General features: G+C 63.8%; 11 protein-coding genes. 4 read left to right on the top strand and 7 right to left on the bottom strand.

The features are described from left to right. Positions 1-15 precede the first annotated feature (15 nt). Both AU194_RS20395 and AU194_RS20400 read right to left on the bottom strand, forming a co-directional pair. Entirely contained in the window at positions 16-444 is a 429-nt protein-coding gene (locus tag AU194_RS20395; protein ID WP_059091071.1) for a hypothetical protein, read from the bottom strand. Then, positions 441-1,460, bottom strand: a complete 1,020-nt coding sequence (locus AU194_RS20400) for an NAD(P)-dependent alcohol dehydrogenase (RefSeq protein WP_197417683.1) — start codon at positions 1,458-1,460, stop codon at positions 441-443. Before AU194_RS20400 ends, AU194_RS20395 begins: the two co-directional genes overlap by 4 nt. A 186-nt stretch (positions 1,461-1,646) precedes the next feature. Between AU194_RS20400 and AU194_RS20405 the strand changes: the two genes are divergently transcribed. Continuing rightward, positions 1,647-2,690, top strand: coding sequence for an alcohol dehydrogenase catalytic domain-containing protein (locus AU194_RS20405; protein WP_082698745.1), 1,044 nt, complete (start codon positions 1,647-1,649; stop codon positions 2,688-2,690). A gap of 1,324 nt (positions 2,691-4,014) precedes the next feature. Here the strand turns inward: AU194_RS20405 and AU194_RS20410 are convergent. Then, the gene (locus tag AU194_RS20410) at positions 4,015-4,656 is read right to left on the bottom strand and encodes a TetR/AcrR family transcriptional regulator (RefSeq protein ID WP_197417684.1); all 642 of its coding nucleotides are present in this window, start codon (positions 4,654-4,656) and stop codon (positions 4,015-4,017) included. A 102-nt stretch (positions 4,657-4,758) separates the two neighbouring features. Here AU194_RS20410 and AU194_RS20415 point away from each other — a divergent pair, with 102 nt between their 5' ends. The 3 genes from AU194_RS20415 to AU194_RS20425 are packed head-to-tail and all read left to right on the top strand — an operon-like array spanning position 4,759 to position 7,810. Then, a complete protein-coding gene (locus AU194_RS20415) occupies positions 4,759-5,523 on the top strand; it encodes an SDR family oxidoreductase (protein WP_059091074.1) in 765 nt (254 codons plus the stop codon). Positions 5,524-5,525: 2 nt separating this feature from the next. Next, positions 5,526-6,308 carry a maleylpyruvate isomerase family mycothiol-dependent enzyme gene (locus AU194_RS20420; RefSeq protein ID WP_197417685.1) on the top strand — a complete coding sequence of 261 codons (783 nt, stop codon included), beginning with the start codon at positions 5,526-5,528 and terminating at the stop codon, positions 6,306-6,308. Continuing rightward, positions 6,305-7,810, top strand: coding sequence for a class I adenylate-forming enzyme family protein (locus AU194_RS20425; protein WP_082698748.1), 1,506 nt, complete (start codon positions 6,305-6,307; stop codon positions 7,808-7,810). Before AU194_RS20420 ends, AU194_RS20425 begins: the two co-directional genes overlap by 4 nt. Positions 7,811-8,118: 308 nt before the next feature. On the opposite strand, the gene AU194_RS20430 is transcribed toward AU194_RS20425, so the two are convergent. The 4 genes from AU194_RS20430 to AU194_RS20445 are packed head-to-tail and all read right to left on the bottom strand — an operon-like array spanning position 8,119 to position 12,094. Next, positions 8,119-8,880 carry a hypothetical protein gene (locus AU194_RS20430; protein WP_157576315.1) on the bottom strand — a complete coding sequence of 254 codons (762 nt, stop codon included), beginning with the start codon at positions 8,878-8,880 and terminating at the stop codon, positions 8,119-8,121. Further along, entirely contained in the window at positions 8,877-9,554 is a 678-nt protein-coding gene (locus AU194_RS20435; protein WP_082698749.1) for a hypothetical protein, read from the bottom strand. Before AU194_RS20435 ends, AU194_RS20430 begins: the two co-directional genes overlap by 4 nt. Then, positions 9,551-11,005, bottom strand: a complete 1,455-nt coding sequence (locus AU194_RS20440) for an MCE family protein (RefSeq protein ID WP_059091079.1) — start codon at positions 11,003-11,005, stop codon at positions 9,551-9,553. Before AU194_RS20440 ends, AU194_RS20435 begins: the two co-directional genes overlap by 4 nt. A gap of 3 nt (positions 11,006-11,008) precedes the next feature. Continuing rightward, on the bottom strand, positions 11,009-12,094 hold the full coding sequence (locus tag AU194_RS20445) for an MCE family protein (protein WP_304438554.1): 1,086 nt from the start codon (positions 12,092-12,094) through the stop codon (positions 11,009-11,011). Positions 12,095-12,116 lie beyond the last annotated feature (22 nt).

Genomic DNA, 12,116 nt, shown 5'->3' on the forward strand with positions numbered 1-12,116 from the left:
TCTCTACGAGACCGTCTATCTGCTCGCTGTCGATGTTGGAGACGATGTGGAGGAGGTTGTCTTGCCTCGCAAGCGTGTCAGCGTTGCGATGCAATCGTCGCGGAGGCGCGCACCGGCAATAGTAGCCGCGTACTGAAGGTCGACCAGCGCTTCCACGTCGTCCCGACTGATTCGAGTCCCCATCAACTTTGCAGTGGCGGCGAAAGCGGCGACGAACAGCGCTCGATGCGGGTAATACCGAGCACAGGCGATCGTGCTGTACGCACTCGCGAAGCCGTGGCGGTATGCCGCGCGCAGTTCGGCGTCGAGCATGCTCACCTCGCATAGCGTCGCGAGGTGTCGCAGCTGAGTCAGGTGCGCATCCCGCGGCGCGTGGTCGTCGAACAGCGTTCCGGCGAAGTCGATAAACACCGCGCGCAGTTCAGCATCGCGAACGGCGGTCACGGAATGGTCAGCGCAATCTTGCCGATGTGTCCGGCCGACTGCATGAATTCGGCCGCCTTGGTGACCTCGGTCCAGTCGAAAACGTCGCTGATGTGCGGCTTGATCTTGTGCTTGGACACCAACGCATTCATCTTTACGAAATCAACTGCGCTTGCCACCGTGATCCCGACGATGCGAATGTTGTTCAACATCGTGTCGGTGATCGGAATGGGTGCCATCTCGTATCCCGTCAGCACGCCGACCACCGCGACCGTCCCAGCCATCCGGACGGCCCTGACCGAATGGGCGAGTGTCTCAGGCCCACCGATGTCCACGACGAGGTCGGCCCCGCGCCCACCCGTGATTTCCCGGACCGCGCTCTCCCAGTCAGGATTCGTACGGTAATTGATCAGATGTGTCGCACCGAGCTGCTGGCCGATCTCGAGTTTCTCATCGGACGATGACGTGAGAATCACCGTGGCGCCGAGCGCATGCGCGAGTTGCACGGCGAACAACGACACGCCTCCCGTGCCTTGCGTGACGACCACGTCTCCCTCGCCGACATTGCCCTCGATCAGCGCACCCCACGCCGTGACCGCTGCGCAGGGCAGCGTCGCCGCTTCGAGGTCGGACAGATGGGCCGGGGTCGTCACCACACTCTGCGCGCTGGCGACCCGGTACTGCTGTAGCCACCCGTCGCACGAGTCGCCGGGCATCTCCGCCTTCTTCTCGGGGGTGGGTGTGCCCTCGTACCATCCGGCGTAGAACACGCTCGTCACCCGGTCGCCGACGGCGAGATCGGTGACACCTGGGCCTACGGCGACAACTTCACCCGCTCCGTCGGTCATGGGAACCCGCGGCCAGGGACCCCAGATCAGGCCTTGCAGGTTCACCGTGTCGTGGTAGTTCATGCTGGTGGCGTTGACCTTGACCAGCACTTCGCCGGCGCCCGGTGTTCCGACCGGCCGCTCCTCCTGCACGGGCGCGGCGAACTGCTCCTTCATAGCCATTGCCTGTTGTGTTTTCGGAACGTTCATGCGATACCCGCTTCCTCGCGTAGTTGTTGCCATTTCTCTTCTGCAGCAGAATGTTCAGTCGGGAGGTGCTTTCGATCTCCGGCAGGTCCGAAGGACTCAGACGCCACTCTTGTGCTAGATAAAATAACGATGTGATCATAAGGTGTGTTCGTGACCGCGCCCAAGCGGGTGAAGCGGTGAGGAGTGATGGTGAAGGCGCTGAGGTGGGACGGACCACGAACCGTTTCCGTAGCAGACGTCCCGGACCCGACGTTGATAGACGAGGATTCCGCGATCCTAGAGGTCAGCTCGTCGGGAATCTGCGGCAGTGACCTGCACACGTACAGTGGCTATGAGTTCGCCCCCGATCCCGGCTTCATCCTCGGGCACGAAGCCGTCGGTCGGGTGCTCGAGGTCGGCAGCGCCGTACGCACCATCGAGAAAGGTCATCGCGTCCTCGTCCCCGCGTCCGCGGGGTGTCTCACATGTCCATCGTGTTCGGCCGGATGGACGATGGGGTGCCTCGACGGACATGGTACGACGTACGGCATCGGCATTGGGCACAGCGGCCTGCAGGCGCAGTACGCCGCGATCACCGGCGCCGATCGCAATCTCACGAGAATATCCGATGCGATCAGCGACGACGCCGCTGTCGTGCTGACCGACAATCTGCCGACCGGATGGAACGCGGTACAGCAGGCCGAGGTCCGTCCCGGTTCGGTCGTGGCGGTTGTTGGTCTCGGACCCGTGGGACTTAGTGCAGTGATGTCCGCGGTGGCGTGTGGCGCCAGCCGCGTGCTGGCCATCGACCCACTGCCCGACCGTCGCGCCGCCGCCGTGGAAGTCGTCGGCGTCGGCGTGTTCGCCGACGACATCGTCGAAGCGGTACGGGATTTGACGGACGGCCACAACGCCGACTGCGTCGTCGAAGCGGTCGGCGCGGCGCCGACCATCACGACGTCCATCGGACTGGCGGCCGTCGGCGGACACCTCGCCATCGCCGGCGTTCCCCCGCTGACCATGGAATGGCCGATCATGCACGTGTTCGCACTGCAATTAACCGTTCGCCAAGGAGCCTGCTCAGTACAGCAGCAATTGCCGCCACTGCTCCGGCTGGTCGAAGTTGGCAAGATGCGGCCAGAAGCGCTGGTTTCACATCACTTTCCACTCACCGAGGGGCCACTCGGCTATACCACGTTCGCGTCGCGCGAGCCCGGCACGCGGAAGATCGTGTTCAATGTCGAGCAGTGAGGTCACCGAATCGACCACAGGTAATCGGTGCAGACCTTGAACGGATCGGCCTGCTGGCGGGTCCGTTCGGTGCGTGGCGAGATCCCTGCCGCGGTTAGAAGCCCTGCGGTCGGTCCCATCACCGCAAGCCGATACCTCTTTCGGCGACTCGCGTTACCTGGAATCCGTTCGACGAGATGTCGGACCTCGTATTCCCGGCTTCCGCGCAATTCGCCACGACCCGCCCGATGCCCCCGTGGAGTGCAGCACGCTGCTGACCCATGAGTTCGCCAGCTCGGTGTGGACCATGGTCTACCACATACCGAGCTACCAGGACTGGATCATGTCCACGGATCTGAGCCGGGCGTAGGAGACTCACCAACTTCAGCTGAAGCTACTTGCAGACCGGCAAACCGGGATAATCGAATCTCCTAGGACCACAACATGGATTCGCGCTCGACACGCTTCGCGAGCGCTACCCGGGCGCGATCCTGAACGCCACCCACCGCGATCCTGCTGCGTGCGCGACATCGGTGGCAGCCTCGCGTTGTATCTCACCGAACACACCATTACCAACCCGGGCCTGCTGAAGTCAGGGCATTGGCAGCGAAGATCATCAAGGGATTCGCGGACGGACTGGTCGCCGATTGTCACAAGCACATTGGGCCTGACTATGCTGCACGTCGCCTACCCAGACCCGGTCGCCGATCTGATCGCGACCGTGTGCGCCTTGACGAGCGGATGGGACGATCTCTCCCACCTGCGGTCGACGCGGTCATGGCAGAGCATGCGACAACAGCACTCAACCGTGTCATGGTGTACACCGTTACGCTGCATCGAATTTCGGTCTTGACGTCGCAGATGTCGACGACCGTTTCCAGGCATATCGTGACTCCTTTGGGCATCGAGATCGATTAGCGTCAGTACATGCCTGTGACGGACCCACGACATCTCTCCGCGGCCGAACGGGAAGGTCTCGCTACGACTACACGAGTGCCGCTCCAGGTCCGTCGAGATCGTCCGAATGCTGTAGGCGGTCGTCTCGTTCACCCTGTACACGTTCGGCGGCCGAACGAACCTGAGTCGGGAGCGGATCCTGCGGGGTGTCGAGCAGGAATTCGCCGTCTTTTACCGAGCTGAACCCTTCCGAGTACAGGTACTGGACGCGTTCGGCGACCGCGACTGCTCACAATAGCCGCGGAGACAGCGTCTGGCCGGACGAATACTCCCGCGATGAACTTCATGACAGCCCGCTCTGGGCGCCGACGGTTCGCGCTTCTGAATCGGAACTCGAGTCTGCCACGCGGGCGGTAGCGTCACCCACAATTTGTGAGCTTGTCCAAAGTTACTGTGCGCTTGGTCTCCGCTGCCGCGCTGTGCAGCTCGGGTCGGCTGTCGCGCTTTGCGTCGCAACCTCTTCGGATCCGCCCTGCCATCGAAGGCCGTCGACGAGAAGATCGACCAACCGACCGGACACAGCGTGTTGACTTTCGTCGGTGATGATCTGCGCGATACCGCCGAGCGTCATGAGGACATCCTGCGGGTCGACGTCCGCGCGGACGGAGCCCTCGGCGATCGCGGCGGTCATCAACGTACGCATTGCCGCCAGGAGGTGCCCGCGCGTCTGCATGCGCAGATCGCCGGCATCGGCGAGGACTGCACGCAGCGATCCGGCCATCCCCTCTTTTGTCAGGAGGTGTTCGAGGAAGTCCTCCATCCACATTCGCAAAGCTGCCAGGGGCGGGTGTTGCTCGAGCAGCGCGGGAACCGACTCGCATAGGCGCTCGCTGTCGGCCCGGTACACAGCCTCCACCAGATGCTCGCGTGTAGGAAACCGTCGGTACAGGGTCCCGATCCCGACCCCGGCCTCTCGCGCGACGGCACGCAGCGACGTGTCGCGCCCCGCCCGAAAGGCCCGCGCGGCCGCCATCAAGATGCGCTGCTCGTTGTGCTGCGCGTCGGCGCGTAGGCGTCGGGCGTCGTCCACGGACATCACCTCTCGTCTCGACATTGCAAGCGGAGCATAATCCGCTTATGGTTGAAGCGGAGCGTGCTCCGCTTATTGTATCCACGAAGGGGCGATCCTCATATGACAACGACACTGGACGGCGCAGTCGCCGTGATCACGGGGGCGAGTAGCGGTATAGGTGCGGCCACGGCGAGACGACTGGCTGCGGAAGGGGCGACCGTCGTCGGATTGGCACGGCGCGCCGATCGGTTGTCCGCGGTCGCCGAAGACGTTCGAGGCGCCGGCGGAACGATGGGTGTCGTGGCCACCGACCTCACCGAACGTGACAGCACCGACCAGGCGGTGGAACGCGTCGTCGCCGAGCACGGCCGCATTGACATCCTCGTGAACAACGCAGGCGTCATGTACGTCGGACCGGTGGCGGACGCCGGTGAGGGTGAGTGGGAGCAGATGATTGCCACGAACCTGCATGCGGTCCTGAACATCACACACTGCGTACTGCCTCATCTGACGGCAGCGGTCAACAGCTCGCAGCGCGCCGTCGCGGACATCGTGAACGTCAGTTCGACGGCCGGCCGGGTGGCCCGGCCGGGCACCGCCGTCTACAGCCTGACCAAGTTCGGCCTCAACGCGTTCTCGGAATCGCTGCGCCAGGAGTTGCTGCCGCGGCGCGTGCGGGTCGGCCTGGTGGAGCCGGGCGTCGTCGACACCGACCTGCACGCGAATCTCGCGCCGGGGGTTCGCGAAACCATCGCACAAAGGGGCGATGCCGTGAAGATGCTGAAACCCGACGACATCGCGGACTCCATCTGCTACATGGTGACGCGCCCATCGCACGTCGCGCTCAACGAGATACTGGTCCGGCCCACTGATCAGACGTGGTAGCCGTGTCCCCCAACGATTCTGGAGAGACCGTGAATTCGGGCGTACTCAATGATCTCATCGACGAGCAATCCACGCTGGACGCCCTCGTCGCGAACCTGACCGATCGTCAGTGGTCCGCACCGTCCGCCGCCGTCGGCTGGCGTGTTATCGACCAGATTGCGCACCTCAGCTTCTTCGACGACGTGGCATGTGACTCGCTGTCCGGTGACGGTGAGGCGAGATTCGCCGATATCGCAAGCCAACTTCGTTCCGGCGCGGGCCGATACATCATCGAAAGGCCGGCGGGCGACCGGACTGGCCCCGCCGTGCTAGCCGACTGGCGGCGAAACAGAGCCGCCATGCTGAAAGCCTTCCGATCGATTGATCCGAGCACGAAGGTGCCGTGGGGTCCGAACCAGATGTCGGCTGTCAGCCTGTGCACCGCCCGGCTCATGGAGACCTGGGCACACGGCCTCGACTGCTTTGCCGGCCTCGGTGTCGATTCCACCGACACCGATCGTCTACGCCACGTATGCCATCTCGTTCATCGCTCCATTCCGAACGCTATGCGACAGGCCGGCGTCACAGCGCCGGGTTCTCTCGACGACCTCGTCGTCGAGTTGGTCAGCCCGGCTGGAGATCCGTGGATTTTCGGCCCCGAGTCCGCCTCGAACCGCATCGTAGGATCGGCGAGCGAGTTCGCACGCGTCGGCGTCCGCCGGATGCCACTTAATGAGACGAACACGCTGACCGCCGACGGGCCGCTCGCGCAGTCGGCCATCCACAACCTAAAGGCCTACCTGTGACCACCAGCCGGTCGTACCCGCTACTCAGTGACATCCTCTCCACAGCCGTATCGCGTCACCCGGATAGGTCCGCAATCGTCGGTGACGGAGTGGATGTCACCTACGGCGAACTCGATGAAAGGATCGGGCGCGCGGCTGGAGCGTTGGCGGCCGCCGGAGTCCGACGGGGCAGTCGCGTAGCCGTGCTGTCGAAGAACCACCCCGCCGTGGTCGAGATCTTCCTCGCCGCAGCGGTTCTCGGCGCGGTGATCGTACCGCTGAACCCACGGTCGGCGGCCAAGGATATCGCTTTCCAGATCACCGACGGCGATATCGGTTTCGCGCTGGTACACCGGGATGTCGAACCGCTCGCCCGCGACGGCCGGCTGTTGAACGGCACCACGTGGTTTTGTGGCGATCATTGGGACCGCGTCGTCCGAGTGAGCGACCCGTACCGGGGTGACCGTGGCTGTGCCGACGACGTCGTTCTGCAGCTCTACACGTCCGGCACCACAGGCCGACCGAAGGGTTGCCTGCTCACTCAACGAGGCTGGCTGTCGAACATCAGCGCTTGGGCGCACGCCACGCACGCGTCGAATGACGATGTGGTGTGGCCGCTGCTTCCGCTGTTCCACGTTGCCGGCCTCCACTTCATGCTGACGACCCTCGCCACCGGCGGCACCTACGTCGTCGACGGACCGTGCCCGCCTGAGCGCTTCTGGGAGGTGGTGCGCGCCCGATCCGTGACGGTCACTTCGCTCTACCCGAATGCCACCGCCCTGGTAGATCATCCCGACTCGACCGCTTCGTCGGCGACCCTGCGCTTCGCGATCGCCAACGGCGATGCCGAGGACCTGGCTCGTGCGCTGCCGCACGTTCTTCTCGCAACCACCTATGGCTCAACGGAATTGGGCGGCATGTCACTTCTCGCAGTCGGCGAGGACCATCGCCGCGGCAATGCCGTGCTGGGGCGGCCACTCGTCGGCATCGGCGTCGCCGTGCTCGACGAGGACGACCATCCCGTACCGACTGGGTCGACGGGTGAACTCTGCTTCCGCACACCGGCCGCCACGATCGGATACTGGAATCTGCCCGACGAGTCGACCGCCTTGGTGGAGAACGGTTGGTTGCACACGGGCGATCTCGGACGCGTCGACGACGACGGGGTGTTCTTCTTCGTCGATCGAAAGAAGGACATGGTCAAGCCGGGCGGCGAGAACGTGTACTCGATTGAAGTCGAAACGACGCTGTGCGCACATCCCGACGTCGCCGAGTGCGCCGTCATCGGCGTACCGGACGATCGCTGGGGCGAAGCAGTGAAAGCGGTTGTAGTAGCTCGGGCGCCGGTGACGGCCCAGGATCTCGACCGCTGGTGTATTGAACGCATGGCTGGCTACAAGCGGCCGCGCTGGTATGAGTTCGCGGACCGATTGCCCCGCAACGCCACCACCAAGGTCGTCAAAACGGAACTGCGCCGGACTCACGATCCGAACACATCGGTTCGGTTGCCAGAGCGGTCGTGAGTAATCCGGGCATTTAATCTGGTTCAGCCAATCCCCAGGAGCGACTCAACCACAACGACCGAATGTACTGATGAGATGGACACTGGCGAAGCTGCTGCACCTTAACCAGTAACTCCATTCGATGACCGCTGCCGCTACCGAAGTGCGTGCGCGTCCAGTCCGACATTCGTACGCTCTGTAAACACCCGGCCTCCCACGACTGTCGGATAGACCGGGCAGGCGACTCCCTACTCGGTAACCCACGCACATGGGTGAGCGGGATCCCGGCCCCGCAACTCCCGGCTCATGCCGACGGTCACCTATACCGTCTAGACGGGGTCGAATCCTGCTACCAACCAACGACCGTCGACCTTGTCGAGGGTCACTCGCACCACCGACGTGGTGTCGGTCGGCGGGTCCGCGCCGATCGTCGTCGTCTGATTGACATACACGACTAGCACCGCATGGTCGCGATCCGCTGATACCGGGGCGACGGCGGCGACTTTCGCGGTGGCTGAAATCTGGTCCTTCTTTGCCCCGGGAATCACCACGTCTCGCACGAGGGAACTGTATGACTCCCGGAACTGGTTGGTCATGAGCTTGCCCGCCGCGTCGAGCTGCGGCTCCACGCTTTCGGGACGGTAGGACAACATCGCAACCGCAGCTTCACGGGCGGCTTGGACGGACTCGACCCGCGCGACATTCTCGGCCCGACGGGTGGCGTCCTGCCACTTGGCGTATGCGCCGACGAGGGCCACGGCCATCACGAGCACCGGGAGGATCACATAGGCCACCGTGCGTACCCAGCGCCGCTCAGTCATCGGCGCCTTGGCCGCCGACGTGGGCTTCTCCGACGTGTCGTCGTCGACCTCGTCCTCCGCGGCGATGGTTGGTGCGTCAGCGGCGCTGACGTCGGCGGGGTTCACGGAATCGGTGTCCGAAGCACTGAGCTGGTCGACCCCTGATGGGGCGGCTGCATCGGCGCCTGTGCTGGTTGTGGCGTCATCGTCCGGTTCGGCGGGACCGGTCGACTCGACTGGTTTGCGTCGAGTCGGACGGTCATGGGTAAGTGCGCTCAGGGGTGATTTCACGGGACGAACTCCACGTTGGAGACCTTGATCTCGTTGTCCTTCTCTTGCACGGTCAGTCTCATCCGCCACGACCGCAGCTGTTGCTCAGGCGCCTGAGCGGTGGCGGTCTTAACCTTCACCGCCACCAAAGCCTGTGCCTCGGTGCCCGATTCGGACTCGAGGGCCGCCTCGGTGATCGTTCCCTCCGACTTAGACTGCGCTTGTTTGACCACCTCGACGAACGGTTGCGCCCGCTGGGCGAAGTCATCATGGAACGGCCCCGTGGCGCCGGCGAGGATGCGTTGGATGTCGGCGTCTGCCTGCTGCCAGTCGATCGTCGTGAGGTTGAGCGCTCCCTGCCGTGCCACCTGCAGAAACGCTTGACGGTCCTTTTCGGCATTCCGCGACTGATAGTTCTGATAGACCAGCCAACCACTGGTGACGGTGACGGCCAACAGCAGGACGATCCCGACCGTTAGAGCGGCCGCGACCGAGGGCATAAACCTGCCGCGCCCACCGCTCCTCTGCGGAGGTTCCCCGTCCGTATCCCGCGGTTTCTCCGTGCGGGCAGCGGACGCCTCCGGCGCCGATGCGTTCGTGTCGGCGGCATCCTCGGCGTTCGCAGATTCTGCTGCCGCGTCTCTCGCACCGATTTCTTGTCCGTTGGTCGTCGCCTTGTCGTCGTCGGCTGTCACGGCGTGCCCTTTCGAGGGAGCATCATGTCTTGCAAGGTCTTCTCCTCTGCTGGCTTCGCCAGTTCGCTCTGGGTGTACACCCGGCCGTCGGGTGCGGTGTACATTCCCGTCGCGGGGTCGTACGGCACCACGGATATGGGCGGAAGTGCAGGATTGGGCCAGCTCGTCGAGGGCGGCACGTCCGGGCGAGCCTGGGGAATGTCCTGCCCTGACAGCGTAGCGTTCGGGTCACCCTTCCAGTTGAAACCCTCGTTGAGGGGTACGTACTCTTCGTCGGAATTGCACATCTTCGCCGTCGGTGCGCGCTTACCGGGCTTCCGGACACACGGCGTGTTACGGACGCCACGAACATTGAACGCGGAATCCTGTGGCACCCGGCAGTAGAGGTCCTCCGCCGGGCGTTCGGGGGCATCGACCATCGACGGCGAACGCTGCTGGGATGCAGGCAAGTATCCGGTCCGGCATGGTGGCGGGAGGTTCAAGTTGAGATTGAACGTCGACCACAGGCCCCGATAGGGGAGATTCGAGTTCATATTCGGAACCGCCAAGGCAGTACCCCACGCGGCCCCTTGCGGCACTATGACCAGCAGCTGCTCGATACTCGCGTTGTACACCAACGCGAGATTGCCGGTGCTGACGAGATTGGCGAGCAGGATCGGCAGTGAGGGCTGGAAGCGGTCCAGCAGTTGTCGAACCGAATCGGCGGCAGGACCGCCGCGCTGTAGCAGCCCGCGCACCGCCCCGTCGTTGTTTTTCACCTGTCCGGTCACGTCGGCGAGACTCCCGGCCCAGCCGCTGATCGAGTCGGACGTTTCGATCTGTGTGTCGAGGATCGGCCTTGATCCGTCGATGAGGGCGGAGATCGACTGGAGCTCCTTTCGTGCGTCAGTCGCCAGCGCCGTGGAGCCCTTCACCAACCGGGAAAGATCAGGTCCCAGACCGCTGAAAGCCGTCGCGCTCTCATCGACGACGGTGCGGAGACTGTCTTGCGGGATGGCTTCCAGTCCGGCGTTGGTCTGGTCGAGCAGCGAGTTGATGTCCGGTGGCACCGAGGTTCGACTCAGGGGGATGACGTCGCCGTCCTTCAATGGCGGCGCGTCCCCTTCAGGCAACAGCAGGACGAACTGCTCACCCACAGCCGACTGACTGTGAACTTCAGCCCTGAGCTCGGACGGAATCTTGACGTCGGACCGCAAGTCCAACTTGGCCTCAACGCCGGTGTCGGTGAGGCGGACCTCCTTGACTCGGCCCACCTCGACACCGCGATACGTCACGTTGCCGCTCGCGTACAGACCTCCGGTCGACGGCAACTGCACCGTCACCGTGTACTGCCCGACGCCGAACAGCAGTGAGGGCAGTCGGATGTAGCCGAAGGCCATCACCGAGCCCGCCACGATCGCGACGACGGCGAAGATGGCGAGTTGGATCTTGATCTTCCGGGTGAGGCGCATCGGTTACCGTCCTTGATCAGCCTGGTACGGCACGACGAGTGGGTTGGCAGCGGTGTACGGGCTGGGCTGTTGCCCGATGGTGCGTCCCCACTGCATCTCCAGCTCGGTCAGGTCGCCCTCGAAGCGAGTACCGGTGAAGAAGCTCTGGTCGAGCCGGCTGAGCGTCAGATCGAAGACGCCGGTGAGGTTCGCATAGTCGCCGCGGACCCAGTTCCGGACGCCAGGGCGGTACCAGGGGTAGGTCGCGAGGTAATCGAACGACCGCGTCAAAGCCGGCCCGGCGTTGGCCAGGGACTCGAGTATGGGACCGACGTTCTTCAACTCGTTGACCAGGCTCTCCTTGGTCTGGTTGACCGAATCGGCCGTCACCGCACTGAATTTTCCGAGTTTGTCCAGTGCGTCGACGAGGTGACCTCGCTGCTCGTTGAGCACGTTGAGGGCGTCGGGAATGGTGTCGATCGCACGGTCGAGGATCGGTTCCTGCGCGGCGAACTGGCCTGAAAGCCGGTTGAGGCTGTCGGTGGCGGCGATGATGTCGTCGGTCTGCTCCCGCAGATGTCCGATGAACGCGTCGATTTGGTCGATCAGCTTTCGAACATCGGTCTCTCGCCCGTCGAACGCGACGCTGAGCGCTTTGGTGATTTCCTGGACTTGGCCCAGCCCGCCTCCGTTGAGCAACAGTGAGACCGCGGACAGCGTCTGCTCGGTTGTCGGATAGCTGTTTCCGGACGACAGGGGGATCAGGGACCCCTCGTGCAACTTCCCCTCGGGTGGAACATCTTTCGGCGGAGACAGCTCGACATGCAACGACCCCAGGAGGCTCGTCTGGCCGACGGTGGCGATGCTATTGGCGGGCAGATCGACATTGCCGTCGAGAGCGATGGTGACCAACGCATGCCAACTCTGACGCTCGATCTTGGTGATGTTGCCCACGGTCACATCGCCGACCCGTACACGCGAGTTCTGCTGGATGTTGGTCACATCGGGCAACTGCGCCTGAATTGTGTAGGAGTCACCCTCGCCGCCCGCGGTTCCTGGCAGGGGCAGTGAGTTCGCGCCGCGCCAGTCGCATCCCGCGCTCAACAGCACGGCGGTGCCGACGACGGAGCTG

This window comes from Mycobacterium sp. GA-2829, assembly GCF_001499965.1.
GTDB lineage: Bacteria > Actinomycetota > Actinomycetes > Mycobacteriales > Mycobacteriaceae > Mycobacterium.

Bases quoted from the DNA above. Each gene is read 5' to 3' on its own strand.
- AU194_RS20400 (WP_197417683.1), bottom strand. From the start codon at position 1,460: ATGAACGTTCCGAAAACACAACAGGCAATGGCTATGAAGGAGCAGTTC.
- AU194_RS20405 (WP_082698745.1), top strand. From the start codon at position 1,647: ATGGTGAAGGCGCTGAGGTGGGACGGACCACGAACCGTTTCCGTAGCA.
- AU194_RS20415 (WP_059091074.1), top strand. From the start codon at position 4,759: ATGACAACGACACTGGACGGCGCAGTCGCCGTGATCACGGGGGCGAGT.
- AU194_RS20440 (WP_059091079.1), bottom strand. From the start codon at position 11,005: ATGCGCCTCACCCGGAAGATCAAGATCCAACTCGCCATCTTCGCCGTC.